This is a genomic window from Streptomyces sp. NPDC059649, from assembly GCF_042734445.1.
Lineage (GTDB): Bacteria > Actinomycetota > Actinomycetes > Streptomycetales > Streptomycetaceae > Streptomyces.
In genome coordinates, this window is record NZ_JBHWDV010000079.1 from 1 (window position 1) to 25,671 (window position 25,671).

General features: G+C 73.7%; 21 protein-coding genes. 10 read left to right on the forward strand and 11 right to left on the reverse strand.

Annotation, left to right across the window (positions count from 1 at the left end; genetic code table 11):
* Positions 1–306: 306 nt before the first annotated feature.
* Positions 307–1,113 carry an IclR family transcriptional regulator gene (locus tag ACFV1J_RS37795; RefSeq protein ID WP_385866057.1) on the reverse strand — a complete coding sequence of 269 codons (807 nt, stop codon included), beginning with the start codon at positions 1,111–1,113 and terminating at the stop codon, positions 307–309.
* A gap of 159 nt (positions 1,114–1,272) precedes the next feature.
* On the opposite strand from ACFV1J_RS37795, the gene ACFV1J_RS37800 reads away from it, so the two are divergent.
* A complete protein-coding gene (locus ACFV1J_RS37800) occupies positions 1,273–1,602 on the forward strand; it encodes a bifunctional 3-phenylpropionate/cinnamic acid dioxygenase ferredoxin subunit (protein WP_385866058.1) in 330 nt (109 codons plus the stop codon).
* Between the two features lie 34 nt (positions 1,603–1,636).
* Here the strand turns inward: ACFV1J_RS37800 and ACFV1J_RS37805 are convergent, their stop codons facing one another.
* The gene (locus ACFV1J_RS37805) at positions 1,637–2,020 is read right to left on the reverse strand and encodes a hypothetical protein (protein WP_385866059.1); all 384 of its coding nucleotides are present in this window, start codon (positions 2,018–2,020) and stop codon (positions 1,637–1,639) included.
* A gap of 371 nt (positions 2,021–2,391) precedes the next feature.
* On the opposite strand from ACFV1J_RS37805, the gene ACFV1J_RS37810 reads away from it, so the two are divergent.
* From ACFV1J_RS37810 to ACFV1J_RS37820, 3 genes are read left to right on the forward strand one after another with little or no spacing between them, the layout of a single operon-like run.
* Positions 2,392–5,217, forward strand: coding sequence for a nitrate- and nitrite sensing domain-containing protein (locus tag ACFV1J_RS37810; RefSeq protein WP_385866061.1), 2,826 nt, complete (start codon positions 2,392–2,394; stop codon positions 5,215–5,217).
* Positions 5,214–5,654: a roadblock/LC7 domain-containing protein gene (locus ACFV1J_RS37815; RefSeq protein ID WP_385866062.1), complete on the forward strand. Its 441-nt coding sequence runs from the start codon at positions 5,214–5,216 to the stop codon at positions 5,652–5,654. Before ACFV1J_RS37810 ends, ACFV1J_RS37815 begins: the two co-directional genes overlap by 4 nt.
* Before the next feature lie 19 nt (positions 5,655–5,673).
* On the forward strand, positions 5,674–6,087 hold the full coding sequence (locus ACFV1J_RS37820; protein ID WP_385866064.1) for a DUF742 domain-containing protein: 414 nt from the start codon (positions 5,674–5,676) through the stop codon (positions 6,085–6,087).
* 12 nt (positions 6,088–6,099) lie between these two features.
* Here the strand turns inward: ACFV1J_RS37820 and ACFV1J_RS37825 are convergent, their stop codons facing one another.
* Positions 6,100–7,101 carry an MASE1 domain-containing protein gene (locus ACFV1J_RS37825; RefSeq protein WP_385866092.1) on the reverse strand — a complete coding sequence of 334 codons (1,002 nt, stop codon included), beginning with the start codon at positions 7,099–7,101 and terminating at the stop codon, positions 6,100–6,102.
* A 54-nt stretch (positions 7,102–7,155) separates the two neighbouring features.
* Positions 7,156–7,980, reverse strand: coding sequence for a PP2C family protein-serine/threonine phosphatase (locus ACFV1J_RS37830; RefSeq protein ID WP_385866066.1), 825 nt, complete (start codon positions 7,978–7,980; stop codon positions 7,156–7,158).
* A gap of 187 nt (positions 7,981–8,167) precedes the next feature.
* On the opposite strand from ACFV1J_RS37830, the gene ACFV1J_RS37835 reads away from it, so the two are divergent.
* The 3 genes from ACFV1J_RS37835 (at position 8,168) to ACFV1J_RS37845 (ending at position 10,488) form a co-directional block, all read left to right on the forward strand.
* Positions 8,168–9,037 (forward strand): alpha/beta fold hydrolase, encoded by an 870-nt coding sequence (locus ACFV1J_RS37835; protein ID WP_385866068.1) that lies wholly within the window; start codon positions 8,168–8,170, stop codon positions 9,035–9,037.
* 64 nt (positions 9,038–9,101) lie between these two features.
* Positions 9,102–9,713 (forward strand): TetR/AcrR family transcriptional regulator, encoded by a 612-nt coding sequence (locus ACFV1J_RS37840; protein WP_385866069.1) that lies wholly within the window; start codon positions 9,102–9,104, stop codon positions 9,711–9,713.
* A 163-nt stretch (positions 9,714–9,876) separates the two neighbouring features.
* Positions 9,877–10,488, forward strand: a complete 612-nt coding sequence (locus tag ACFV1J_RS37845; protein ID WP_385866071.1) for an ATP/GTP-binding protein — start codon at positions 9,877–9,879, stop codon at positions 10,486–10,488.
* A 74-nt stretch (positions 10,489–10,562) separates the two neighbouring features.
* On the opposite strand, the gene glpK is transcribed toward ACFV1J_RS37845, so the two are convergent.
* From glpK to ACFV1J_RS37860, 3 genes are all read right to left on the reverse strand, one after another.
* Entirely contained in the window at positions 10,563–12,092 is a 1,530-nt protein-coding gene (gene glpK / locus ACFV1J_RS37850) for a glycerol kinase GlpK (protein ID WP_385866073.1), read from the reverse strand.
* A 76-nt stretch (positions 12,093–12,168) separates the two neighbouring features.
* Positions 12,169–12,936, reverse strand: a complete 768-nt coding sequence (locus ACFV1J_RS37855; RefSeq protein WP_385866075.1) for an MIP/aquaporin family protein — start codon at positions 12,934–12,936, stop codon at positions 12,169–12,171.
* 214 nt (positions 12,937–13,150) lie between these two features.
* Positions 13,151–14,857: an EAL domain-containing protein gene (locus tag ACFV1J_RS37860; protein WP_385866077.1), complete on the reverse strand. Its 1,707-nt coding sequence runs from the start codon at positions 14,855–14,857 to the stop codon at positions 13,151–13,153.
* Positions 14,858–15,085: 228 nt separating this feature from the next.
* Between ACFV1J_RS37860 and ACFV1J_RS37865 the strand changes: the two genes are divergently transcribed.
* Positions 15,086–16,087 carry an NUDIX domain-containing protein gene (locus ACFV1J_RS37865; RefSeq protein ID WP_385866078.1) on the forward strand — a complete coding sequence of 334 codons (1,002 nt, stop codon included), beginning with the start codon at positions 15,086–15,088 and terminating at the stop codon, positions 16,085–16,087.
* A gap of 28 nt (positions 16,088–16,115) precedes the next feature.
* On the opposite strand, the gene ACFV1J_RS37870 is transcribed toward ACFV1J_RS37865, so the two are convergent.
* On the reverse strand, positions 16,116–16,982 hold the full coding sequence (locus ACFV1J_RS37870) for a M15 family metallopeptidase (protein WP_385866080.1): 867 nt from the start codon (positions 16,980–16,982) through the stop codon (positions 16,116–16,118).
* Positions 16,983–17,071: 89 nt separating this feature from the next.
* Positions 17,072–19,495, reverse strand: coding sequence for a glycoside hydrolase family 31 protein (locus ACFV1J_RS37875; protein WP_385866082.1), 2,424 nt, complete (start codon positions 19,493–19,495; stop codon positions 17,072–17,074).
* 310 nt (positions 19,496–19,805) lie between these two features.
* Between ACFV1J_RS37875 and ACFV1J_RS37880 the strand changes: the two genes are divergently transcribed.
* Both ACFV1J_RS37880 and ACFV1J_RS37885 read left to right on the forward strand, forming a co-directional pair.
* Positions 19,806–21,824, forward strand: coding sequence for an acetoacetate--CoA ligase (locus ACFV1J_RS37880; RefSeq protein ID WP_385866083.1), 2,019 nt, complete (start codon positions 19,806–19,808; stop codon positions 21,822–21,824).
* A gap of 165 nt (positions 21,825–21,989) precedes the next feature.
* On the forward strand, positions 21,990–22,934 hold the full coding sequence (locus ACFV1J_RS37885) for a hypothetical protein (protein ID WP_385866086.1): 945 nt from the start codon (positions 21,990–21,992) through the stop codon (positions 22,932–22,934).
* A 108-nt stretch (positions 22,935–23,042) separates the two neighbouring features.
* Here the strand turns inward: ACFV1J_RS37885 and ptsP are convergent, their stop codons facing one another.
* Both ptsP and ACFV1J_RS37895 read right to left on the reverse strand, forming a co-directional pair.
* On the reverse strand, positions 23,043–24,713 hold the full coding sequence (gene ptsP / locus ACFV1J_RS37890; RefSeq protein WP_385866088.1) for a phosphoenolpyruvate--protein phosphotransferase: 1,671 nt from the start codon (positions 24,711–24,713) through the stop codon (positions 23,043–23,045).
* 80 nt (positions 24,714–24,793) lie between these two features.
* A complete protein-coding gene (locus ACFV1J_RS37895; RefSeq protein ID WP_385866090.1) occupies positions 24,794–25,243 on the reverse strand; it encodes a PTS glucose transporter subunit IIA in 450 nt (149 codons plus the stop codon).
* Positions 25,244–25,671: the final 428 nt, after the last annotated feature.

A 25,671-nucleotide genomic window follows, 5' to 3' on the forward strand; every position in this document is an offset into this window, starting at 1 on the left:
TGGCCGGCGCGGGCGGGTCTGTTTGTTTTTATTAAACGATAACCCCCCCACACACCCGGCCCCGGAGGACCGTCACCGCACCCAACACCACCCAGCCCGCCGCAGGCGCAACGACGAGACGCCCCGCGGCGGGACGGCAAGGTACGTACGGGGCGCCGCAACGCGCGCAACGGCGAGACGCCCCGCGGCGCCGCAGACAGGTACGTGGGCGGCGCCGCAAAGCGCAACGGCGACCAACACCCGCGGCGGGACAGCCAGGTACGTGGGCGGCGCCGCAAAGCGTGAGGCGCGCGGGGCGCCGCAATTTCACCCCGCGTAGCCCATGCGGCGGGAGAGTTCGACGGCCGCCTTCACGGACCGCTCGGCCAGCTCCGGCAGCAGCCGGCGTTCCATCCGGTACGCCGGTCCGGAGACGCCGATCGCGCCGATCACCGCGCCGTCGTGCGCCCGCACCGGTGCCGCCACCGCGTTCAGCCCGATCTCCAACTCCTCGCCGGTGCAGGCGAATCCGTCCTCCCGCGCGGCCGTCAGCTGTGCGCGCAGGGCGGCCGCGGTGGTGAGCGTGTGCTCGGTGAAGCGCGGCAGCTTCCGGGTCACCAGGCTCTCCCGGCGCTCCCGCGGCAGATGCGCCAGCAGTACCTTGCCGCTCGCGGTGGCGTGCAACGGGGTGCGCCGGCCCAGCCAGTTGTACGCGGTCACCGCGGCCGCGCCCCTGGCCTGCATGATGTTGACCGCCGCATCGCCGTCCAGCACCGCGATGTTGGCGGTCTCCCCGGTGTCGTCGGCCAGCGCCCGGCACACCGGCTGGCCCTCCTGAGAGATGTCCAGCCGGATCGCCGCGGCGCCGGCCAGCCGCAGCACCCCGGCCCCGAGGTAGTACTTGCCGCGTTCCTTCTCCTGCTCCACGAGTCCGCGGCCCTCCAGCACCCCGAGGATCCGGAAGGCGGTCGACTTGTGGACGCCCAGCTCCTCGGAGATCTCGGTGACCCCGGCCTCGCCCAGCCTGGCCAGGATCTCCAGCACGCTCACCGCACGGTCCACGGACTGGACGGAACCCGCCCCGCCGCGCCGCTCCTCGGACCGGTCGTCCGAGGTCCCGCTCGTATTCGACATGGGTCTTCGTTCACCACCCGGTGGCCCCCGAGCGGCCGTGCGAGGACATCTTCCGAGAAGCCCTTGACGGCCTGCTCCACGCCTTGGATTCTGTTGCGCATCGCGCTCTGCGATGCGTTATTCAGAACACATGATACCGATCAGCGCGAGGGGGGCCAGATGATTCCCGTCTGCCGCATCGAGGACCTGCCCGAGGGCGGGTCCGTACGGATCGAGATCGACGAGACCACACCGGCCATCGCGGTCTTCCACACCGAGGACGGTTTCTACGCCGTCGACGACACCTGCAGCCACCAGGACGCCTCGCTCTCCGAGGGCTGGGCCGAGGGTGCCTACGTCGAATGCCCGCTGCACGCCGCGCTGTTCGACCTGCGCACCGGCGCCCCGACCTGTCTGCCGGCCCGCCGCCCGGTACGCACCCACGAGGTCGGCGTCATCGACGGGATGATCCACGTCCGGCCCGCGGTCAGGGAAGAGGCGGTGGCGTAACGGCCCCGCGGCGCCGGCCGCGCCGCGCGGTCGCTCAGGCGGCCGCGCGGTCCGCCGGCGCGGGCTCCCGCCGGGACTCCCGCCGCTGCTGCCGGCGCGCCTGCCGCCGCTCGCGCCGCAGCTCCCGGGCCGTACTGCTCGGCTGCGACTGCACGCCGTGGCGCTGCACCCAGACCTGACGGGTCACCCACACGTCCAGCACCGCCCAGGTGGCGACCACCGTGCCGGCGACCGTGCCGAGCACCGCGGGGAACGCCAGCCAGGACCCCGCCAGCGTGCACAGGAACGCCACCATGGCCAGAATCAGGGTGACCGCCACGATGATGACGGCGCGCACCGCGGCGGTCCGCACCGGTTCCGCCATCCGGGGCCGGGCCGCCGGGTCCTCCTGCCACAACGGCCGTCTACCGGTGTCCATGACCGCGTCACACTCCCCGCATTCCGCCCGCGCGTCCGCTCCTTGCCGAGTGCCCGGTTTCACCGGAAGGATTCCCTGCCGCCGGACCCGTCCACCCTCATGGTGCACGCACGGAAGCACCGCGGGGTTCCCCGGGGTAGAGCAAAACCGGCCAACCGTCCCGCCACACCCTCCGATGCCGGTGCGTGCTCCCGGCCCCCAATTGCGGGTGGGTTGTCCGGGAATCGGCGGACAACTCATGACGAGCCCGCCGCGGGCCACGGCACCGGGGCCCTGAGAGCCCTTCGGGTTGGTCACCCGAGAGTAGTAGGCTCGCGCCGTTTGTTGACGGAACACCGTCCCCGTGCGCCGGGGTTGTCGTAGGGGAGGCCATGCGCTTTCGCGGGAAGTCGGTCCGCCGGAAGATCGTGGCGTTGCTGCTGGTACCGCTGGTGTCCCTGACGACGATGTGGGCGGTCACCACCTACGTCACCGGACGCTCGGCCAACCAGCTGCTGGACGTCGGCAACGTCGTCAAGAACCTGGGCTACCCCGTCGAGGACGTCATCCAGGCCCTGCAGCAGGAGCGCCGGCAGAGCCTGCTCTACCTCGCCGACCGCCGCGGCGCCAACGCGCTCAGCGAGCTGCACGGCCGGACCCGGGTCACCGACGGCCTGGTCGCCCGGCTGCGCGCCGACGCCGCCGGCCGCGACGTCCGCGAGGACCTCAACGCCGGCGTCGGCGACCGGATGACCACCCTCCTCAAGGGCCTGTCCTCGCTCCGCACGCTGCGCACCCAGGTCGAGGACAACACCGTCACCCGCGACGAGGCCATGGAGTCCTACGACGGCCTGATCGACCCCGGCTACGACTTCCTCGCCGCGCTCCACGCCCTGGACAACGTCGAGATGGACAAGCAGGGCCGCGCCCTGGTCAACGTCACCCGCGCCCGCGAGGCCCTGGCACGCGAGGACGCCCTGATGTCCGCGGTGCTCGCCTCCGGCAGCATGAGCCGGCGCGAGGTGCGCGAGCTGTCCGACCGGGTCGCCGAGCGCCGGGTCCTCTACGGCACCAGCCTGCCCCTGCTGCCCGCCAGGGACCGCGGCCTCTACGAGGACTACTGGCGCTCCGCCACCGCCCGCGAACTCACCTCCTACGAGGACCGGGTGATCGCCGCCGGCGACCGGGCCGGGCCGCGGGCGGTCAACCCCGAACGCTGGAACACCACCGCCGAGAAGGCCCTCGCCGACCTCGCCAGGATGGGCAAGGAAGCCGGCGCGCGCTACCAGGAGCGGGTCGCGCCGGCCGCCACCAGCATCGTGCTCAAGGCCGTCGCCGCCGGCGTCCTCGGTTTCATCGCGCTGCTGGTCTCGGTCATCGTCTCCTTCCGCATCGGCCGCCGGCACGTCCGGGACCTGACCCGGCTGCGCAAGACCGCCCACGAGGTCTCCGGCGTACGGCTGCCGAGCGTGATGCGCCGGCTGGCCGCCGGGGAACACGTCGACGTGGAGACCGAGGCGCCCCGGCTCGAATTCGGCCCGGACGAAACGGGTCAGGTCGGGCAGGCCCTCAACACCCTCCAGCGGGCCGCCATCGAGGCCGCCGTCAAACAGGCCGAGATGCGCCGCGGGGTCTCCGAGGTGTTCGTCAACCTCGCCCGCCGCAGCCAGGTGCTGCTGCACCGCCAGCTGACGCTGCTGGACGCCATGGAGCGGCGCACCGAGGACACCGAAGAACTCGCCGACCTCTTCCGGCTCGACCACATGACCACCCGTATGCGACGGCACGCCGAGGGCCTGGTCATCCTCTCCGGCGCGGCACCCTCCCGGCAGTGGCGCAAACCGATCCAGCTGATGGACGTGGTGCGCGCGGCGGTCGCCGAGGTGGAGGACTACGAGCGCATCGAGGTGCGCCGGCTGCCCCGGCTCGCCGTGGACGGCCCGGCCGTCTCCGACCTCACCCACCTGATAGCCGAACTCCTGGAGAACGCCACCGTCTTCTCGCCGCCGCACACCGCCGTCCAGGTGCTCGGCGAGCGGGTCGCCAACGGCTACACCCTGGAGATCCACGACCGCGGTCTGGGCATGCCCCCCGACCAGCTGCTGCAGGCCAACCTCCGGCTCGCCGAGACCCCCGAGTTCGAGCTCTCCGACACCGACCGGCTCGGCCTGTTCGTGGTCAGCCGGCTCGCCCAGCGCCAGGACGTACGGGTCACCCTGCAACCCTCGCCGTACGGCGGCACCACGGCCGTGGTCTTCCTCCCCGGTGCGATCCTCACGGAGACCGGGGAGGCCTCGGACGGCGACCGGGAGGGCGCCGGACCGCTGGCCGGCGCCCCGGTGGACGACGAACTCGACCACGCGGCGGGCAAGTTGGCCGCCCTCTCACAGGTGCCGGTACCGCTCCCCCCGAGGGACCGGCGGGGCGTCGTCGACGGGCCGGTCGAACTGGAACCGCCGCTGGCCCCGGACGAGCGTGCTCCGCTCGACGACGAGGACGCCCTGTTCGGCGGCCCGCGCCGGGGCCGGGACCGCGGACCGCGGGCCGGTATCGCCCCCGTACCGCCGGTCCCCGACGGCGAGCAGCACCAGCAGACCCGCGACCAGGCACCCGGCGGCGGGCTCGCCCCGCTGCCGCGCCGCCACCGCCCGCCGGTGCTGGTCTGCGACCACGGCAGAACGGTCGACGACCGGGAGCGCGAGCGGGACCGCGACCGGGACGGGGACCGCGACGGTCACCGCGACCGGGACGAGCGGTCCGCCGCCAGGGGCTCCGCCGAGGACTCCGCGGACGGCTCCGGCGACGCCGCCCGGCCCCGCGAGACACCCCCGGCCCGCACGTCCACCGGGCTGCCCCGCCGGGTGCGGCAGGCCAGCCTCGCCCCGCAGCTCAAGGCCGACGAAGGCGGCCGGCCCGGACCGGAGCGGCCGGCCCCGCCGTCCGCGGACGACGACCGCGACGCCGAGGCGGTACGCGCCCGGATGTCCTCGCTCCAGCGCGGCTGGCAGCGCGGCCGCCGCGAGCACGGTGACCACGGCGAGGACGACGCGGCCCGCGCGGACCGCACACCTCCGCATCCGACCGCGGACCAGCCGGGCGCGACACCGGCCGCCGCGGACGCCACAGACCCGGATGTCCCGGACGGTGCCCCGCAGGACGGCACCAACCCGGGCACCGCAGCACCACCAGGAACCACATCGGGAGGGGACGGTCCATGACCGAACCGCAGGCAGCAGCGTTCACCACACCGGGCTCGGCGAAGGGATCCGGCGAGCTGAACTGGCTCCTGGACGACCTGGTCGAGCGGGTCGGCGCGATCCGCAAGGCACTCGTCCTCTCCAGCGACGGGCTCGCCACCGGCGCCTCGAAGGACCTCACGCGGGAGGACGGCGAGCACCTGGCCGCGGTCGCCTCCGGCTTCCACAGCCTCGCCAAGGGCGTCGGCCGGCACTTCGGCGCCGGACAGGTGCGCCAGACCATGGTCGAACTGGACGAGGCGTTCCTGTTCGTCAGCGCCGCCGGCGACGGCAGCTGTCTGGCCGTCCTGGCCGACGCGGACTCCGACGTCGGGCTGATCGCCTACGAGATGACGCTGCTGGTCAAGCGCGTGGGCACGCACCTGGGCACCGCGGCCCGGTCCGGTCCGGCCAGCTGAGCCGGACGACGGTGACAGCATGAGCGATCAGGGCGGCCGGGGGGCGCGCGACCGGGAGGCGGCCCGCTGGTTCGACGACGAAGCGGGTCCCGTCGTCCGGCCGTACGCCATGACCCGCGGGCGCACCCGTACCGCCGCGGAGGAGCACCTCGACCTGATCGCGCAGGTGATCGCCGAGAGCCGCGCGACGAAGACGGTCGAGGACCAGACGCTGTCGCCGGAGCACGTCGAGATCGTCGAGCGGTGCCGGGAGGCGCCGCTGTCGGTCGCCGAACTGGCGGCCGAGCTCGATCTGCCGGTCGGGGTCGTCCGGGTGCTGATCGGCGATCTGCTCGACGACGGCCTGGTCCGGGTCAGCCGGCCGGTGCCGCCGGCCGAACTGCCGGACGAGAAGGTACTGCGCGAGGTGATCGACGGTCTGCGCGCGCTGTGACCGGCCGGCGCGTCAGCCGCCGCCGTCGTCGTCCCGCTCCGTGTGGCGCGGCGGCGGCCACTGCTCAGCGGCCCGGCCCGGCTCCAGCCGTGCGAGCGCCTCGGTCAGCTGGGCGACCACCTGCTGGATCTGCCGGTGGGTGGTGTGCCGCTCGGTCACGACCGCGGCGAGCAGCAGCGCGGTCAGCGCGGTGATCCCGTTGAACGCCTGCAGGGTGACCATGTTCGTGAACAGGTCGTGGTGCGCGAACGGTCCCGAGCGCTCGGCGGCGGCCACGATCGCCACCGTCGAGACCAGCAGTGCGCACGGCGCCGCGCCGGCCCGCTCGAAGCGGAACGCGGCCCAGATCAGGCACGGCGAGACGAGGAAGAGCAGATTCATCGAGCTGCTCACGGCCAGTTCGGTGACGGCGACCGTGCAGACGCCCAGCAGCACCGCCTCCGCCCACCGGTAGGGCCGGAAGTGGCCCCGGGGCGGCCACCGGACCGTACTGAGCAGCAGCAGCACCGGCGTGACCACCAGCACCCCCATCGCGTCGCCGGTCCACCACACCGCCCAGGTGGGCCAGAAGTCCGCGCCGGTCAGCGCCCCGGAGAGGACCAGGGCCCCGCTGCCGACGGTGGCGCTCACCAGCATCCCGGTCAGGGCGCCGAGGCCCACCAGCGCCACCGCGTCCCGCAGCCGGTCCATCCGGGTGCGGAAACCCACCCGGCGCAGCAGCCGGTGGGAGAGCAGCGGGCCGAGCGTGTTGCCCGCCACGATGGCGCACACCACGAGGAACGACGGCCCCAGCGACACATTGACCAGGAACGCGCCCAGGGCGATTCCCGGCCACACCCGCGGCCCGCACAGCAGCAGCGCGGTCAGGGCGATCCCGGTCGGCGGCCACAGCGGGGTGACCTGCCCGCGGACCAGTTCCTGCAGCAGACCGAGCTGGGCACCGCCGTAGTAGCACCCGGCGGTGGCCAGGATCTGCACGGCGAGCATCCGGTGCTCCCGTGCGGCCGCGCGCATCCGGCCGGCCACGCTGCCGGATCCGTTCGGCGTCCGCCCGTCCACCGCGCCCGCCTACCCGTAGGGACCGCCGTCGTGACGGAGCACCAGTACGGCGGCGTCGTCGGTGTGCCCCGTCAGATCGGCCACCGCGACCACCTGGGCGGCGAGGTCGTCGGCCGCGGCCTCGTACGCCGCCCCGACGATGCCGGTCACCCGGGCCAGCCCCTGCTCGATGGGAAAGCTGGGGCCCTCCACCACCCCATCGGTGAACAGGACGAACGCCCCGGGCCGGTCCAGCCGGCGGCGGGTGACCGGATAGCGCTGGTCGGGGAAGACGCCCAGCGGCAGCCCGCCCGGGTCGGCGAGCACCTCCGCACCGGCGGCGGTGCCCCAGATCGCGGGGAGATGCCCGGCCCGGGCGCCGGTGAGCTCGCCGCAGATCGGTTCGAAGCGCAGGAAGGTGCAGGTCGCCAGGAGGTCGGAGCTCATCGACAGCAGCAGGTTGTTGGCCCGTTCCAGGACGTCGCCGGGGTCGGTGGTGGCGCCCGCGACGGCCCGCAGGCCGGTACGGACCTGGCCCATGAAGGCGGCGGCCTCCACGTCGTGGCCCTGGACGTCGCCGATGACGAAGCCGAGCGAGCCGTCCGGCAGGGCGAAGGCGTCGTACCAGTCCCCGCCGATGTCCAGCCCGGTCTGTGCCGGGACGTAGCGGGCCGCGGTGGTCAGTCCCGGCAGGCCCGGGAGTTCCGGCGGGAGCATGTGCCGCTGCAGCTCCACGGCCAGCGCCACCCGTGCCTGCTGCAGCTTGATCCGTTCCATGACCTGGCCGGTGAGCCGGCCGAGGAGTCCCAGCAGGTCCTCGGGCGACGGTCCGGCGGCGCCGCGGCGTCGGTTCATCGCGCACTCCGCTCCGCATGCGGCTCGCGTCCGCCTTCTCACCCTACGCCCGGCCCGCCGGGCCCCGCAGGTCCTTGTTGAGCAATGGTCAACAGCGGGCTAGGCTCGGTGATCAGTTGTTCCGTTGTCACCGCAGCCGCGCTCGGCCGCCACCGCAGCCGGCCGCCACCGGACGAGAGGCACCGCCATGGCCACCGACGCCACCCCGGCCCCCTTCGAACGCCTGGAGATCCAGGTCGGCCCGCACACCCACGACGCCCTGGCCTCCGGGCCCGCCGACGGGGACCTCGTCCTGCTGCTGCACGGCTGGCCGGAGTTCGCCGACTCCTGGAGCGAGGTGCTGCCCGCCCTCGGCGCGGCCGGCTACCGGGCCGTCGCCGTCGACCAGCGCGGCTACGCCCCCGGCGCCCGCCCGCCCCGGATCGCCGACTACGCCGTCCCCGAACTCGTCGCCGACGCCCTCGCCTTCGCCGACTCCCAGGGCGCCGACCGCTTCCACCTGGTCTCCCACGACTGGGGCGGCATGGTCGCCTGGGCGCTGGCCGGCGCCCACCCCGAGCGGCTGAAGTCCCTGAGCGTGCTGGCCACCCCGCACCCGGAGGCCCTCAACCGCGCCGCCGCCGAGGACCCCACCCAGCACCACCGGCTCGACTACGTCCGCTTCTTCCGCCGGGACGACGGCGCCGCGGAGGCGGCCCTGCTCGCCGACGACGCGGCCCGGCTGCGCGCCGCCTACGGCGGCAAGGTCCCCGCGGCCCTCGTCGACGGCAACATCCGCCGGCTCTCCGCACCGGGCGCGCTCACCGCCACCCTCAACTGGTACCGCGCCCCCGAGTCCGTCATCTCGGTACCGGCCGGCCGGATCACCGTGCCCACCCTCTTCCTGTGGGGCAGCGAGGACGTCGCCCTGGGCCGGGGCGCGGCCGAGTCGACGGGGGAGTGGGTGGACGGCCCGTACCGCTTCGAGGTCCTGGAGGGCGCCAGCCACTGGCTCCCCGAAGAGGTCCCCGGGCTCGTCACACCCCCGATCCTGGACCACCTCGCCCGGCACGCCTGACCACCGGCTTCGGGCCGCCGCGGGCTCCCGGACCCGGCCCGCGGCACCGCCGTACACTGCGGGCATGGCCGGCAAGCGAGGCACCCGACTCACCCCCGACCAGCGCCGGGAGCAACTGGTCGGCATCGGGCTGGAGATGCTCGCCGACCGGTCCCTGGACGAACTGTCCACCGACGAGGTCGCCCGGCGCGCCGGCATCTCCCGCGGGCTGCTCTTCCACTACTTCGACTCCAAGCGCGACTTCTACCGCGCCGTGGTCCGCGCCGCGTGCGAACGCTTCACCGCCGCGACCGAACCGGACGCCGGCCTGGAACCGGTCGCCTGGATGCGCGCCTTCATCGCCGGCTTCGTGGCCTACGTCCTGGAACACCGTCAGGTCTACCTCGCCCTCGTACGCGGCGCGGCGGGCAGCCACCCCGCGGTCGCCGACATCGTCGACGGGACCCGCGCCACGGTCGCCCGCCGGGTCCGCGACGGTCAGCGGCGGCTCGGCGTGCCCCAGGCCCCGCGGCTGGAGGTCGCCACCCGCGCCTGGATGGCCTTCGCCGAAGAGGCCGCCATCACCTGGCAGATGGCGGAACACGGCACCGAGGAGGAGCTCTGCGCCTTCATCGAGGCCGGTTATGTGGGCCTGCTGGGCCTCCTCGACCGGCCGGAGACCCTCGCCCCGCGCTGAACGACCGCGCCGGCGGCCGTGTCCCAAGCGTGACGGATCTCAAGTAGGCGCCGCGCCGAGCACGTTGTACGGTGCCTGTGCGCCTGCTGCCCGCTCCCCACCACGCCCGGGGGCACAGACGCGAGCACCGCCCGCACACCCGGCACATCAGGAGAAGATACCTATGGTCTTCGGGCGTTCCGTTCGTCGTCAGCAGACCGCCGCCGCCGACCCGGTGACGCTCAAGATCCTGGTGGCGGGGGGCTTCGGGGTCGGCAAGACGACACTGGTCGGCGCGGTCAGCGAGATCAAACCGCTGCGCACCGAGGAGCGGCTGACCGAGGCCGGCCGCCCGGTCGACGACCTCCACGGGGTGGAGACCAAGAACACCACCACCGTCGCCATGGACTTCGGGCGGATCACCGTCCACGACGGCCTGATCCTCTACCTCTTCGGCACCCCCGGACAGGACCGCTTCTGGTTCCTCTGGGACGAACTCGCCCGCGGCGCACTGGGCGCGGTGGTGCTCGCCGACACCCGCCGGCTCGCCGACAGCTTCTCCGCGATCGACTACTTCGAGCGCCGCGGGCTGCCCTTCACCGTCGCCGTCAACTGCTTCGACGGCGCCGACCGCTACCCGCCCGAGGCGGTCCGCGACGCCCTGGACCTCGACCCCGACGTGCCGGTGATGCTCTGCGACGCCCGGGTACGGGACTCGGCGCGGGACGTCCTGGTCGCCGTCGTCGAGCACGCGATGCGGACCGGCGGCCGGCGCCCGGAGCCCGCACTGCGCTGACCGACGGAGCAGCCGCACGGGTACGGCCCGCATCCCGCCGTCCGGGACACGGGCCGTACGTCCGCCGCCCGCCGCTACGAGGCCGCCGTGCCGTCCTCGGCCAGCCAGCCGAAGCTCCGCTCCACCGCCCGCCGCCAGTTGGCGTACTCGCGGTCCCGGACCGCACCGTCCATCCGCGGCACCCACTCCGTGTCGCGCTTCCAGTGGCTGCGCAGCTCGTCCAGGTCCTCCCAGACACCGGTGGCCAGACCGGCCGCGTACGCCGCGCCCAGACAGGTGGTCTCCGAGATCACCGGCCGGATCACCGGGACGCCCAGCACATCGGCCTGATGCTGCATCAGCAGCTTGTTGGCGGTCATCCCGCCGTCCACCTTCAACTGCGTGATCCGCACCCCGGAGTCCTGGAACATCGCGTCCACCACCTCCCGGGTCTGCCAGCTGGTCGCCTCCAGGACGGCGCGGGCCAGATGAGCCTTGGTGACGTAACCGGTCAGCCCGGTGATCACCCCGCGGGCGTCGGAGCGCCAATACGGCGCGAAGAGACCGGAGAACGCCGGCACGATGTACGCCCCGCCGTTGTCCGGGACGCTCGCCGCCAGCGGCTCGATCTCCTCCGCCGAGGAGATGATGCCGAGCTGGTCACGGAACCACTGCACCAGCGCGCCCGTGATGGCGATGGAACCCTCCAGACAGTAGACCGGGTCCTCACCGCCCAGCTGGTAGCCCATGGTCGTCAGCAGCCCGCTCTTGGACGGGACCGGACGGTTGCCGGTGTTCAGCAGCAGGAACGAACCGGTGCCATAGGTGTTCTTGGCCTCGCCGACGCCGTAACAGGTCTGCCCGAAGACCGCCGCCTGCTGGTCGCCCAGCGCGGACGCCACCGGCACCCCCTGGAGCTGGCCCACCGCGGAGCCGTACACCTCCGCCGACGACCGGATCTCCGGCAGCATCGCGGCGGGCACGTTCATCGCCGAGAGGATCGCCGGATCCCACTGCAGTGTTTCGAGGTTCATCAGCATCGTGCGGCCCGCGTTGGTCACGTCCGTGACGTGCACCCCGCCGTCGACACCGCCGGTCAGGTTCCAGATCAGCCAGGAGTCGATGGTGCCGAACGCGATCTCGCCGCGCTCGGCACGCGCCCGCAGGCCCGGCACCTCGTCCAGCAGCCAGGCCGCCTTCGGCCCGGAGAAGTAACTCGCCAGCGGCAGACCGGTGGCCTCGCGGAAGCGGTCCTGGCCGTCCGTGCCGCCCAGTTCCGCGCACAGCTGTGAGGTCCGGGTGTCCTGCCAGACGATCGCGTGGTGCACCGGCCGGCCGGTGGCCCGGTCCCACAGCACCGTGGTCTCCCGCTGGTTGGTGATGCCCAGCGCGCTGAGCTGGTCGGCGCGCAGCCCCGCCTTGGTCAGCGCACCCGCCACCACGGACTGCACCTTCGTCCAGATCTCCGTCGCATCGTGCTCCACCCAGCCGGGCCGGGGGAAGATCTGCCGGTGCTCGCGCTGGTCCACGGCGACGATCGACCCGTCGTGGTCGAAGATGATGCAGCGGCTCGACGTGGTGCCCTGATCGATCGCGGCGACGTACTTCTCGGTGTGCTGGTTCATGCCGTCAGGCCTCCTGGCTCCGAGTGGGTACCCGGGTCGCACCCGTGGTGCGCCCGCCTTCGTGCGGCCGCACCGGTCAGAATGCCGCCTGGTAGACCAGTCCGGAGAGCACCGCGCCGATCAGCGGCCCGGCCACCGGTATCCAGGCGTAACCCCAGTCCGACGACCCCTTGTTGGGTATCGGCAGCAGGGCGTGCACCAGCCGCGGGCCGAGGTCCCGCGCCGGGTTGATCGCATAACCGGTCGGCCCGCCCAGCGACAGCCCGATGCCGACCACCAGCAGCGCCACCAGCAGCACGTTGATGCCCGAGCCGTACACCCCGGCCCGCGCGCCGGGCACCTGGCCGATCCCGATGCCCTTGTTCTGGCCGAAGAACAGCAGCGGCAGGACCAGGCCGACGGTGGCGATGACCTCGGTGACGAGATTGGCCGCCGGCCTGCGGATCTCCGGGGCGGTGGAGAAGACCCCCAGCGTCGGCTGTGCCGTCTCCCGGTCGGCGTTCGCGGCGAACTGGGCGTAGTACAGCGCCCAGGCCAGCACCGCCCCGAGCGCCGCGCCCACCATCTGCGCCAGGACGTACAGCGGCACCTTCGACCACGGCGTCCCGCCCGCGACCGCCGAACCGACCGTCACCGCCGGGTTGAGGTGCCCGCCCGACAGCGGCGCCGCGGTGTACGCCCCGGCCAGTACGCCCATGCCCCAGCCGAAGGCGATCACGATCCAGCCGGCGCCCCGCGCCTTGGAATGGTGCAGGGTGACCGCGGCGCACACCCCCGCACCGAAGAGAATCAGGATCGCGGTACCGATCACTTCACCGACGACGATGTCCCCATTGGCATACATGGCGGCTCCTTGTCCCTGGCCCGGGGACGTCCCCCGGTCCTCCGCGGTCGGGTGCGTGCCACCGGCGGGCAGCGGGCAGCCGCTGCCACCCGGCCGGGGTGCCTGAGTAAGGCGGCGCCGACTGGCACGGGGAAGTGTTCACCCGGGCTGAGGGACCGTCAAGGTCGCCCACAACAGCGCCCGTTGAGGGGAGCGGCGGCCTCCGTGAGGGGCGTCAGCGCCGCGCCCGCAGCCCCTCCGGCCCGGCCGGACCCGGCACCCGGGCCACCACACCCCGGCGCACCTCCGTATACGCCGAACCCGGCCGGCCCACCACCCAGCTCGGCCCCGGCAGCGCCTTGGCCTCCTTCTTCAGCGGGGCGAGCGCCGCCGCGGCCTCGTGGTGCCCGCCGACGCTGCCGGGCGGGCACACCACCGTCGCCAGCGACAGCGTCACCGGCCGCCCGCCCGCCTCCCAGACCACGTCCAGCAGCGCGGCCGCGAACGGCGCCAGCCCGTCCGGTTCCGCCAGCACCAGGAAGTCGTCACCGCCGATGTGGCCCACCCGGCAGCACGGCTCGTCCGCCGCGACCCCGGCCAGCGTCCGCCCCACCGAACGGATCAGCTCATCGCCCGCCGCGAACCCGGCACCGTCGTTGACCTGCTTGAAACCGTCCACGTCCAGCCAGCTCAGGGCGAACGCCCGCCCCTCGGCGATCCGCCGGTCAACCTCCGCGTTGACCTCGTCCGAACCGGGCAGCCGGGTCAGCGGATTGAGCCGGGCCGCCTCCTCCACCCGGCTCTCCGCCAACGCCCGCAGGATGTCGGCGAGATGCACCACGCCCATGCACCGGCCCCTCTCGTCCACCACCGCCACATCGTCCCCGGTACGGGCCCGGTCGCCCTCCGCGATCACGTCGAGCACCTCCCAGGCGGTGGCGTCCGCACCGACCGTCCGCGGCCGGTCCGCCAGCCGCAGCGCCGGCCGGTCCGCGTACAGCGCGTGCCCGTACCGCCCGGACAGCGACAGCAGGAACCGGCCCCGGTCGATCGCCCGGACCGGCACCCCGTCGGTGTCCACCAGCAGCACCCCCGACACCTCGGGGAAACCGGTGAGATGGCTGCGCACCGCGCCCGCCGACGCCGTCATCGGCAACAGCGCGGCCGGCTGCAGGAACTGCGCCACCGGCGGCCCGGACGGCGGGCGGTACGGCGCCGCGGTCGGCCCGCTCACCACCGGCGACACCGGGGGCGGCAGATACACGTCGGTGGCCGGCCGCCGCGCCGGCGGCGCGAACAGATGGCCCTGCGCCAGCTGCACCCCGGCGTCCCGGACCGCCGCGTACTGCCGCTCGGTCTCCACCCCCTCGATGGCCAGCAGCCCGCCGGTCCGCTCGCACAGCTCCCGCATCGCGGCCACCACCGCCTGCCGCCCCCGGTCGGCGTCGAGCCCCGCACACAGCGACGCATCGAGCTTGATCAGGTCCGGTGCGAGCGCGCCGAGCAGCCGCAGCGGCAGATCGCCGTCCCCGACCCCGTCCGCGCAGATCCGGAAGCCCTCGTCGCGCAGCACCGCCACCGACTCCAGCAGCGCCGCACCCGGAACGTGGACGAACGGCCCGCCGATGTCCAAGGTGATCTCCCACGGGCGCCGGCCCGCTTCGTGCACGGCCTTGGTCAGCGACGTCAGCCGGGGCAGCTCGGCGACCGTGCCGGCGAAGACGTTGATGTGCAGCGGCAGCAGGGTCTCCTGGCGCGTCGCCGTCCGCACCGCGAGCGCGGCCAGTTCGGCGTCCAGGTCCGGACAGCGCCGCGCGGACGTCAGGACGTCGACCCCACCAGGCTCGGGCCGGGCGAGTAACTCCAGCGCCGCGACCGAACCGGTCGAGAGGTTCACCACGGGCTGGAAGGCGAAGCGAAGCTGGTCCGTCCACGCAGGCACGGGCAGCAGCATGCCCCGCAACGCACCACCCCGAGGTGTGATTAACGCACTGTTCACGCATCCTTCCGGAGCGTACGGATCACCGCCCCCGCGACGCACACACGGCGTTCGACCGGGCGCGGTACGCCGAAACGCACTGGACCGGGCCCACGGCCGGTTGCTATGTTCTTCTCGCTCCGAGAAAGACTCGGGGTGAGAACAACAGGCGACCGTGAGGAGGTGCCGGCCATGACCGCAAAGGCGCGGCGCACCACGGCAGTTGGCGCGGACGGCAGCGACGACGGCGCGTTCCTCGCCGCCTACGACCCGCGGGACTTCCCCGCCATCGCCGTGACCGTCGACATCGTCGCGCTCACCCTGCGCGGCGGCGCGCTGCACGTCCTGCTCGTCGAACGCGGCGGCCGCCCCTTCCGCGGGGCCTGGGCCCTGCCCGGCGGCTTCGTCCGCGCCGGCCAGGAGTCCCTCGACGCGGCCGCGGCCCGCGAACTCGCCGAGGAAACCGGCCTGGACGCCGCCCAACTGGAACGCGTCCACCTCGAACAGCTCGGCTCGTACGGCGAACCGGCCCGCGATCCACGGATGCCGGTCGTCACCGTCGCCTACCTCGCCTTCGCCCCCGACCTCCCCGAGGCCCGGGGCGGCGGCGACGCGACCGCCGCCGCCTGGATCCCGGTCTCCCGGCTCGACCTCGGCGCGCGCCAGGACGGCCGTACGGACCGGGCGCCGGCCCGGGGGAGCGCGGCCGTGGACCGGGGCCGTACGGCACGGACGTCCGGCGAACCGGACGCGGCCCGACCGCGTCCCTCAGAACAGGGTCCGGGGCACGGGATCGACGGGGGTGATTCCGTGCCCCGGACCCCCGACGGCCCCGCGCCGGGCCCGGACGCACCGGACCGGCTGCCGCTCGCCTTCGACCACGCCCGGATCGTCGCCGACGGCCTGGACCGGGCCCGCGCCAAGATCGAGTACACCCCGCTGGCCACCGCCTTCCTCGGCGAGGAATTCACCATCGCCGAACTCCGCGGCGTCTACGAGGCCGTCTGGGGCAGCCCGCTGCACGCCGGGAACTTCCACCGCAAGGTGCTCTCGGCCCCCGGGTTCGTCGAGCCCACCGGCGCCACCGCGGCCCGCGGAGGATCCCGCGGCGGCCCGCGTGCCCGGCTCTACCGCGCGGGTGACGCCGCCCTGCTGCACCCGGCGCTGCTGCGCCCGGGCCGGGACGGTTCCTGAACGCCCCGCCCGGCCGCGCCCTCCCTGGTCAGCCGTGCGGCCGGTGCCCGGTCAGCGACCGGCGGGACACCGGGAAGTCGAAGTAGGTGTCCGGGAACGTCTCCGGGGTGAAGGTGTAGTGCCACCACTCGGCCGCGTAGTTGACGAACCCCGCCCGCTCCAGACCATCCTTGAGCAGCAGCCGGTTCGCCCGCTGCAGGCCCGTGATCCGCGGGTCGAGGGTGTGCGCCAGGGTGTCGAAGCAGTCGAACCCGGTCCCCATGTCGAGGGAGTTGTCCGGGAAACGGGCCTCCCGCGGCCCGTAACAGGGCGTCAGCGGCTCGCCCGGCACATACGGCCGGGTCGGCAGCGCGGGCAGCCGCACCAGCGTCAGATCCACGGTACTGCCCCGGCTGTGGCCGGACTTCTCGGCGATATAGCCGTCCCGGAACAGCGTCGACTTGTCGACCCGCGGATAGAACTCGCCCTTCATCCGCTGGTCACCGAGGTCCTCGGCCCACGCCACGAAGTGGTTCACGGCGCGCTGCGGCCGGTAGCAGTCGTAGACCTTGAGGGAGTAGCCGCGGCGCAGGAACGAGCGCTGCGCCCGGTGCAGCGCCCGCGCCGCGTCCCGGGTCAGCAGGCACACCGGCGCCCGATAGCCGGTCACCGGAACGCCCATGAAGTTGTGCGGGGTGAAGTAGCGCATCTCCTGGAGGATGGTGGGATCGACGTCCCGCAGGGCCACGAACTCCTCTGGGGCCTTGGGCTCGTGGGCCGGCGCCGCCACCGGCGGGGCGGGCCGGGCGGCCGGTGCCGCCGCGGCGGGGGAGAGCGCGGTGACGGTCAGCAGGGCGGCGGCAGCGGCGACGGTGGCGGCGCCGCGCAGCGCGGCAGCGAGTCTCTTTCTCGGCATGGCCCCCGTCTACCAGGCGCGGCGGCCCCACGGAAGCCCCCGACCACCGACCCGCAGCTCCGGCCAGGAGGGCCAACCACCCTCGCCCGCTACCCGTCCGCCCCCGCCGGAACCTCCTCCGCCAGCCCCCGCACCCGTACGCGATAGCCCACCGCGCCCCCGTCCCGCCGCTCCACGACCACCCGGCCGTCCGCCTCCCGCCGCGTCACGAACCGCTCCACCGTCGGCCGTTGCCAGCCGTCCCCGGCGTCCGGCACCACCAGCCCGCCGCCCTCCCGGCCGGCCGCCGGCGCCCACACCTCCAGCTCCGTCCCGCCGTCCCCGTCCGCCACCGGCAGCACCGCCCCCGCCCGCGCCAGCACCGGGATCCGCGACAGCGGCGCGTCCACCCACACCTGCCCGGGACCCTCGTACGCCCGCCCGGTCGCGGTGTCGTACCACCGCCCGCGCGGCAGCCGCACCGCCCGCCGGGTCACCCCCGCCTGCAGCACCGGCGCCACCAGCAGCGCGTCCCCCAGCAGAAAGGCGTCCCCGCAGTCCCGCAGCGCCCGGTCCCGCGGCGAACTCCACCACACCGGGCGCACATACGGCGCCCCCGCCAGCCGCGCCAACTGCCCCAGCGTCACGAAGTACGGCAGCAGCCGCTGCCGCTCCCGCAGCGCCTCCCGGGCGTGCCCCAGCACGGCTATGCCGAACTCCCACGGCTCCCTGCGGCCCGCCCAGACCGCCGAATGCGTCCGGAACAGCGGCAGGAAGGAGCCCAGTTGGAACCAGCGCAGATACAGCTCGGGCGACGGCGTCCCGGAGAACCCGCCGACGTCCGGGCCGCTGTACGGCACCCCGCACAGCCCCAGCCCCAGCACGAGCGACAGCGACGCCCGCAGCCCCTCCCAGCCCGTCGCGACATCCCCCGACCAGGTGCCCCCGTACCTCTGGAGCCCCGCCCAGCCGGCCCGCGAGAACAGGAACGGCCGCTCGTCGGGCCGCAGTTCACACAACCCCTCGAAACCCGCCCGGGCCATCGCCAGCCCGTAGACGTTGTGCGCCTCCCGGTGGTCCCCGCCCCGCCCCTCCAGCGCGTGCCGGGTCGAACGCGGCAGCGTCTGCTCCCCGAACGGCGCGAACGACACCGGCTCGTTCATGTCGTGCCAGAACCCCGAGAACCCCTGCGCCAGCCGCTCCGCGTACAGCGCACCCCACCACTTGCGCACCCGCGCATCGGTGAAATCCGGGTACACCGACTCACCCGGCCACACCACCCCGCGCACCTCGCGCCCCCGCGCGTCCCGTACGAAGGCATCGGCCGCCGCCCCGCCCTCGTAGACCGCGTCCCCCGGCTCCGTCTTCACCGCCGGGTCCACGATCGACACCAGTCGCACCCCCTCGGCCCGCAACTCCCGTGCCAGACCCGGCAGATCGGGATAGCGCGCACGGTCCACGGTGAAGACCCGGTGCCGGTCGAAGTGGTCGATGTCCAGATGGACGGCCGACAGCGGAAGCTCCCGCTCCTTGTAGCCGGCCACGATCCGGCGCACCTCGTCCTGGCCGCCGAACCCCCAACGGGCGTGCTGGTACCCCAGCGCCCACCGGGGCGGCAGCGCGGGCGCACCGGTCAGCGCCGTCCACATCTGCAGCACCCGGGCCGGGGTCCCGGCCAGCACCCAGTAGCGCAGCGGTCCGCCGTCCATCCGCAGCTCACACGTGCCCGGCCGGTCGTGCCCGGAACCGGCACCCTCCGTCCCCTCGCGCAACAGCACCCGGCCGTCCCATGAATTGTCATGAAAGACCAGATGCGTCCCGGCGTCCGCCACCACCAACTGCACCGGCATCGTCAGCGACAGCGGATCGTCCCCCGGCACGAACGCCCCGCCGGGATCGGTGTTCCACAACCGGTAGGCGCCGTCCCGCAGCCGCGGCCCGTGCGCCCGGCCGCCCAGCCCGAAGAACCGGGCATCGGCCGCCACCTCCGAACGCTGCACCCACCGCGACCCCTCGCCGCCCTCCGGCCGCCCGGCCCGCTCACCCGCCCCGTCCGGGCCCGCCGCACGGTCCCACCAGCGCGGCGGCAGCTCCCGCCGCAGCACCGCCCCACCGGGCGTACGCACCTCCACCGCGCCGTGCCGGGACACCACCACCATCACCCGCTCCGACACCACCCGCCAGCCGCCCTCCGTATCGGGCTCCAGCACCGCCCGCGCGTCCACCTCCGGACACGCCCCGGCCAGCGCGTACGACGGCTCCGGCCCGGCACCGTCCCAGCCGCAGAACACCGCACCACCGGTCGCCACCCGCACCCGCAGTGACGAGCGCGCGAAATGGATCACCCCACCGCCCGGCTGCGGATCCGCCCCCGTGGCCGCCCCCGGCACCCGCGCCCGTTCCGGCGCGCGCGCCGGGAGTGCCACCGCATCCGCCCGCCGCGCCCGCCACGCCGCGCGCACGGAGCGGAGCCCCTGCGCCGGCCCGACCGCCCTGACCACCCGTACCGATCGCACCAGATCACGCCCGTCCATGCCGGTCAGCCTGCCATTGACGCCCGGGTGGGCGGGCATCGTTCAACTGCCGTTCACCTGCACGGGGTCACCCTCGGCCACGCCCGGGCCGGGCGCCGGACGCCCGATGGCCGGAATCCGCCCGCCCACCCCCGCTCACGTGCGCACACCACATCCGTCACCCCCCGAATATGGGCGGCCGGCCCTGGTGCACAAGACGATCACATGGCATCGTCCAGACAAGCCGTGTCACGCGCACACGTCAGGCCGGGCGACCCCCACCCTCGTGCGCGCCCGGCGCACACGCCGCGTACCACCCGGGAGCCGCCTCATGACCACCGCACCGCACTCCGCCCACCGGCCCGAACCCCTTTGGCAGCCGGGCCCGGACCGGATCGCCGGTGCACAGGTCACCCGCTTCCACACCTGGGCCGCCACCCACCACGGCGCCCCCGCCCCCACCCCGGACGACCCCGCCACGAGCTACGCCGACCTGCACCGCTGGTCCGTCGACGACCTCCCCGCCTTCTGGCGCGCCGTCGCCGCCTGGTTCGACGTCCGCTTCACCACCCCGTACGAGACCGTGCTCGCCGACCGCGCGATGCCCGGCGCCCGCTGGTTCCCCGGCGCCACCCTCAACTACGCCGAACACGCCCTGCGCGCCGGCGAGGACCCGGCCCGCGCCGACGACCCCGCGCTGCTGTACGTCGACGAGACCCACGAGCCCACCCCGGTGACCTGGCGGCAGCTGCGCGCCCAGGTCGGCTCGCTCGCCGCCGAACTCCGCCGCCTCGGCGTCCGCCCAGGCGACCGCGTGAGCGGCTACCTCCCCAACGTCCCGCAGGCCGTCGTCGCCCTGCTCGCCACCGCGGCGGTCGGCGGCGTCTGGACCTCCTGCGCCCCCGACTTCGGCGCCCGCAGCGTCCTGGACCGCTTCCAGCAGATCGAACCGGTCGTCCTGTTCACCGTCGACGGCTACCGCTACGGCGGCAAGGAACACGACCGCCGCGACACCGTCACCGAACTCCGCTCCGAACTCCCCACCCTGCGCGCCGTCGTCCACATCCCCCTGCTCGGCACCCCCGCCCCCGAAGGCGCCCTGAACTGGTCGGACCTGACCGGAAACGACACCGAACCGGTCTACGAACAGGTCCCCTTCGACCACCCCCTCTGGGTCCTGTACTCCTCCGGCACCACCGGCCTGCCCAAGGCCATCGTCCAGTCCCAGGGCGGCATCCTCCTCGAACACCTCAAACAGACGGGCCTGCACTGCGACCTCGGCCCCGACGACCGGTTCTTCTGGTACACCTCCACCGGCTGGATGATGTGGAACTTCCTCGTCGCCGGCCTCCTGGTGGGATCCACGATCGTCCTCTACGACGGCAGCCCCGGCCACCCCGACATCGCCGCCCAGTGGCGGGTCGCCGAGGCCACCCGCGCCACCGTCTTCGGCACCTCCGCCGCGTACGTCATGGCCTGCCGCAAGGCCGGCATCCACCCGGCCCGCGACCTCGACCTCTCCGCCGTCACCTGCGTCGCCACCACCGGCTCCCCGCTCCCGCCGGACGGCTTCCGCTGGCTGCACGACTCCTTCGCGGAGAGCGGCGCCGACCTGTGGACCGCCTCCGTCAGCGGCGGCACCGACGTCTGCAGCTGCTTCGCCGGCGCCGTCCCCACCCTCCCGGTCCACATCGGCGAACTCCAGGCCCCCTGCCTCGGCACCGACCTGCAGGCCTGGGACCCCCAGGGCAAACCCGTCATCGACGAGGTCGGCGAACTCGTCGTCACCAACCCCATGCCGTCCATGCCCACCCGCTTCTGGAACGACCCCGACGGCACCCGCTACCACGACAGCTACTTCGACATGTACCCCGGCGTCTGGCGGCACGGCGACTGGATCACCGTCACCTCCCGCGGCAGCGTCGTCATCCACGGACGCTCCGACTCCACCCTCAACCGCCAGGGCGTCCGGATGGGCTCCGCCGACATCTACGAAGCCGTCGAACGCCTCCCCGAGATCCGCGAATCCCTCGTCATCGGCCTGGAACTCCCCGACGGCGGCTACTGGATGCCGCTCTTCGTCCACCTCGCCCCCGGTGCCACCCTCGACGACGCGCTCCGCGCCCGCATCAAGCGCACCATCCGCGAACAGCTCTCCCCGCGCCACGTCCCCGACGACATCATCGAGGCCCCCGGCGTCCCGCACACCCTCACCGGCAAGCGCATCGAGGTCCCCGTCAAACGCCTCCTCCAGGGCACCCCGCTCGACAAGGCCGTCAACCCCGGCTCGGTCGACAACCTCGAACTCCTCCACTTCTACGAGCAGGTGGCGCGCGAGCGCGACCGCTAGCACCCCCGGTCAGCGCCGGACCCGGGACCCCGACCCGGCCCCCGGGCCCGGCGCCGGACCGCCGCTGTCAGACCCCCCGATTACTCTCGGTGACGAGTGAGCATCGGGCCGCGCACCCGCCGGCCCGGCGCCCGCTCCGCACACCGAGACCACCCAGGGGGAACCATGACCACCACCCGGCCCACCGACCCGTCCGCCGCCCGCCGCAGCCTGCGCCGCGAGATCCCCAGCGCCGCCGCCGTGCTCGCCGACGAGCGCGACTTCACCGCCATGCGCCGGTACGCCAGCTTCCCGTTCGACGACCACGCCGGCTACCTCCGCCAGATGGAGGCCCTGCTGCGCACCCTCGCCGCCCAGGGCGTGCTCACCACCGTCGGCCTCTTCGACCCGGACGCCTACGCGCAGTACTGCACCGACCGCCTTCTCGACCCCGACCGGCCCGACAGTCGCAGCCGTTACACCGCAGAAGTGGCCCGCACCGGCGCCACCGTCACCTACGACGGCGAGCCACTGACCCAGCTCCTCCCCTTACTCGTCGCCGAGGCCGACCGCCGGGCCAACTGGGACCACGCCACCGCCCTCCTCACCCGCGCCGGCCGCTGCGACACCTGCGGCGCCGACCTCGCCCACGCCGCCTTCACCCGCGCCGGCCAGGCCGTCCAGCGCCTCCTCGACGCCCTCGGCGACGGCAGCCACCACCTCGTCTGCTCCCTCGCCACCGGCGAACCGTCCCTGCTCGCCGTCCTGCACGCCGACTGCCGCCCCGGCGCCAGCCCCCAACTCGCCGAACACGACGCCCTGGTCTTCTGCACGGTCCTCGCCGCCGGCCTCGCCCTGCGCACCCCCGGCGGCATCGTCTCCCGCACCACACCCCACCCCGACGACACCGCCCGCGGTCCGGCCACCGACCCGGCCCGCGGCACACCCCGCGACACCGTCCGCGGCTGGTCCCTGCGCGACGCCTGGCCGCACGCCCTCACCGCCGGCGAGGTCTTCACCGCCTACTGCACCGACGCCGACACCGGCGAACCGGTCCCACCCGAACCAGGCGTCAGCTACGCCGCCGGCCTGCCCGTCACACCCCCGCCCGGCCACGCCTGCCACCCCTGACCGGCCACCGGGCACCGCACCACACCGGCACCGGAAAACACGAACGGCCGCCCCGCCACAAGGGCGGGACGGCCGTCAGGGTCCAGCGGCGCCGCGCGCCGCCCGGCCTCACTCCCCGGAGAGCACCGCCTGCGCCGCCGCCCGTGCGTCCTCGGCGGTGTCCGCCGCACGCGCCGCGGCCGCCGCACGCTCGCACTGCGCCAACGTGTGCTTGGCCAGCGTCGCCCGCACATAAGGAAGCGACGCCGCACCCATCGAAAGGCTGGTGACACCGAGACCCGTCAGCACACACGCCAGCAGCGGATCGGAGGCCGCCTCACCACAGACACCACAGCTCTTGCCCTCGGCCTTCGCGGCCTCGGCCGACAGCGCCACGAGATCCAGCAGCGCCGGCTGCCACGGATCCTGCAGCCGCGACACCGCGCCCACCTGCCGGTCAGCCGCGAAGGTGTACTGCGCGAGGTCATTGGTCCCCAGCGAAAGGAACTCCACCTCCTGCAGGATCGACCGCGCCCGCAGGGCCGCCGACGGAATCTCCACCATCGCCCCGAACTTCGCCCGCAGCCCCGCCTCCCGGCAGGCATCCGCGAACGCCTTGGCGTCGATCCGGTCCGCCACCATCGGCGCCATGACCTCGAGGTAGACCGGCAGCCCCTCGGCAGCCTTCGCCAGCGCCGAGAGCTGCGTCCGCAGCACCTCGGGGTGGTCGAGCAGGGTACGCAGACCCCGCACGCCCAGCGCCGGGTTCGGCTCGTCGGCCGGCGTCAGGAAGTCCAGCGGCTTGTCGGCACCGGCATCCAGCACGCGCACGACCACGCGCCCCTCCGGGAAGGCCTCCAGCACCTTCCGGTACGCCTCGACCTGCTTCTCCTCGGACGGCGCCTGCTTGCTGTCGTCCAGGAACAGGAACTCCGTACGGAAGAGCCCGACGCCCTCCGCCCCGGCCTCGACCGCGGCGTCCACATCACCCGGGCCGCCGACGTTCGCCAGCAGCGGCACCTTGTGCCCGTCGGACGTGGCGCCCGGACCGGACGACGCGGCCAGCGCCGCCTTCCGCTCCGCCGCGGCCCGCTCCAGCTCGGCCCGCTTCTCCGGGCTCGGCTCCACGAAGATCTCCCCGGTGCTGCCGTCGACGGCGATCACCGTGCCCTCGACCAGCTCACCCGCGCCCGGCAGCGCCACGACGGCCGGCACCCCCAGCGCCCGCGCGAGGATCGCGCTGTGACTGGTCGGCCCGCCCTCCTCGGTCACGAAACCGAGCACCAGCGACGGGTCCAGCAGCGCGGTGTCGGCCGGCGCCAGGTCCCGCGCGATCAGCACATACGGCTCATCACTGTCCGGCACACCCGGCATCGGCACGCCCAGCAGCCGCGCGACGATACGGTTCCGCACGTCATCGAGGTCGGCCACCCGGCCCGCGAGGTACTCACCGGCACCGGCGAGCAGCGCCCGGTAGGCCGCGAACGCGTCGTAGACCGCACGCTCGGCAGTGCTGCCCACCGCGATCCGCCGCTCGACGTCCGCCATCAGCTCCGGGTCCTGCGCCATCAGCGCCTGGGCCTCCAGCACGGCCTGCGCCTCACCACCGGCCAGGTTCCCGCGCGCGATCAGGTCGGCGGCCACCGCCTCGACGGCCTGGCGGGCGCGCCCCTGTTCGCGCTCCGCCTCCTCCGCCGGGATCTGCTTGGCCGGCGGCTCCAGCACCGCCGTGCCCATGTGCCGCACCTCGCCTATGGCCACACCGTGGCTCACCCCGACGCCCCGCAGCGTTGTCTCCATTGCACCCGTCTCCGGTTGTGATGCGACGGCCCGGGCCGTCGCGATGGATGTCGTACCTGCCGTCCGCGACGGCACCCGGCCTACTGCCAGGAGAAGAGCTGGTCGCCGGCCTTCACATCGCCGTCCTCGCGCACGTCACCGAGCACGTCGGCGGTGGCCTCGAGCGCGACGACCGGGCACACCGGGGACTTGCCGGCCTCCTCGACCGCGGCGGGGTCCCAGCGCACGATCTCCTGGCCGCGGGTCACGTTGTCGCCCTTGTTCACGAGCAGTTCGAAGCCCTCACCGTTGAGCTGAACGGTGTCGATACCGAGGTGCGTGAGCACGCCGTGGCCCTCGGAGTCCACGACGACGAAGGCGTGCGGGTGCAGAGAGACGACAACACCGTCCACGGGGGAGACCGCGGCGGACGGCTCACGAACGGGATCGATGGCGGTACCGGGGCCCACCATCGCTCCGGAGAACACCGGGTCGGGCACGGCCGCGAGTCCGATGGCGCGTCCTGCGAGCGGGGACGTCACGGTGGTCATGGGAAGCCTCCCAGGGGTGGAGATTCATCAGGCCGCCGTCACTACCTGTCCTGGACGGCGCACCGTTCAGAGCGTAAGTCATAAGAACTGACGGCTCCCCATGAGAGACGCCGCTTGCACCCCGCGAGTCCCGCTGAATCGATTTGCCTCGCCCACAGCAGAGCTGTACTGTCTGAGACCTGCCCCGGACAGCCAGCCGCAAAGAACTGCGGCCCGGTTGAGGTGGGCGGCACTCCTCAGCGTCATGATCGCGACTCAAGAATTGAGCGCTTCTGCATGTCTGCAGAAAAGCGGCGGTTCGAAAGCCCGAAAAGGCCTGATAGAGTGTGAAACACCGAAGGGAAGCGCCCGGAGGAAGCCCGAGAGGGAGTCCAAAGGAAGCGTCCGTTCCTTGAGAACTCAACAGCGTGCCAAAAGTCAACGCCAGA

Excerpts from the sequence above, each read along its gene's own strand:
- ACFV1J_RS37795 (WP_385866057.1), bottom strand. The coding sequence starts at position 1,113 with ATGTCGAATACGAGCGGGACCTCGGACGACCGGTCCGAGGAGCGGCGC.
- ACFV1J_RS37800 (WP_385866058.1), top strand. The coding sequence starts at position 1,273 with ATGATTCCCGTCTGCCGCATCGAGGACCTGCCCGAGGGCGGGTCCGTA.
- ACFV1J_RS37805 (WP_385866059.1), bottom strand. The coding sequence starts at position 2,020 with ATGGACACCGGTAGACGGCCGTTGTGGCAGGAGGACCCGGCGGCCCGG.
- ACFV1J_RS37810 (WP_385866061.1), top strand. The coding sequence starts at position 2,392 with ATGCGCTTTCGCGGGAAGTCGGTCCGCCGGAAGATCGTGGCGTTGCTG.
- ACFV1J_RS37815 (WP_385866062.1), top strand. The coding sequence starts at position 5,214 with ATGACCGAACCGCAGGCAGCAGCGTTCACCACACCGGGCTCGGCGAAG.
- ACFV1J_RS37820 (WP_385866064.1), top strand. The coding sequence starts at position 5,674 with ATGAGCGATCAGGGCGGCCGGGGGGCGCGCGACCGGGAGGCGGCCCGC.
- ACFV1J_RS37825 (WP_385866092.1), bottom strand. The coding sequence starts at position 7,101 with ATGCGCGCGGCCGCACGGGAGCACCGGATGCTCGCCGTGCAGATCCTG.
- ACFV1J_RS37830 (WP_385866066.1), bottom strand. The coding sequence starts at position 7,980 with ATGAACCGACGCCGCGGCGCCGCCGGACCGTCGCCCGAGGACCTGCTG.
- ACFV1J_RS37835 (WP_385866068.1), top strand. The coding sequence starts at position 8,168 with ATGGCCACCGACGCCACCCCGGCCCCCTTCGAACGCCTGGAGATCCAG.
- ACFV1J_RS37840 (WP_385866069.1), top strand. The coding sequence starts at position 9,102 with ATGGCCGGCAAGCGAGGCACCCGACTCACCCCCGACCAGCGCCGGGAG.
- ACFV1J_RS37845 (WP_385866071.1), top strand. The coding sequence starts at position 9,877 with ATGGTCTTCGGGCGTTCCGTTCGTCGTCAGCAGACCGCCGCCGCCGAC.
- glpK (WP_385866073.1), bottom strand. The coding sequence starts at position 12,092 with ATGAACCAGCACACCGAGAAGTACGTCGCCGCGATCGATCAGGGCACC.
- ACFV1J_RS37855 (WP_385866075.1), bottom strand. The coding sequence starts at position 12,936 with ATGTATGCCAATGGGGACATCGTCGTCGGTGAAGTGATCGGTACCGCG.
- ACFV1J_RS37865 (WP_385866078.1), top strand. The coding sequence starts at position 15,086 with ATGACCGCAAAGGCGCGGCGCACCACGGCAGTTGGCGCGGACGGCAGC.
- ACFV1J_RS37870 (WP_385866080.1), bottom strand. The coding sequence starts at position 16,982 with ATGCCGAGAAAGAGACTCGCTGCCGCGCTGCGCGGCGCCGCCACCGTC.
- ACFV1J_RS37875 (WP_385866082.1), bottom strand. The coding sequence starts at position 19,495 with ATGGACGGGCGTGATCTGGTGCGATCGGTACGGGTGGTCAGGGCGGTC.
- ACFV1J_RS37880 (WP_385866083.1), top strand. The coding sequence starts at position 19,806 with ATGACCACCGCACCGCACTCCGCCCACCGGCCCGAACCCCTTTGGCAG.
- ACFV1J_RS37885 (WP_385866086.1), top strand. The coding sequence starts at position 21,990 with ATGACCACCACCCGGCCCACCGACCCGTCCGCCGCCCGCCGCAGCCTG.
- ptsP (WP_385866088.1), bottom strand. The coding sequence starts at position 24,713 with ATGGAGACAACGCTGCGGGGCGTCGGGGTGAGCCACGGTGTGGCCATA.
- ACFV1J_RS37895 (WP_385866090.1), bottom strand. The coding sequence starts at position 25,243 with ATGACCACCGTGACGTCCCCGCTCGCAGGACGCGCCATCGGACTCGCG.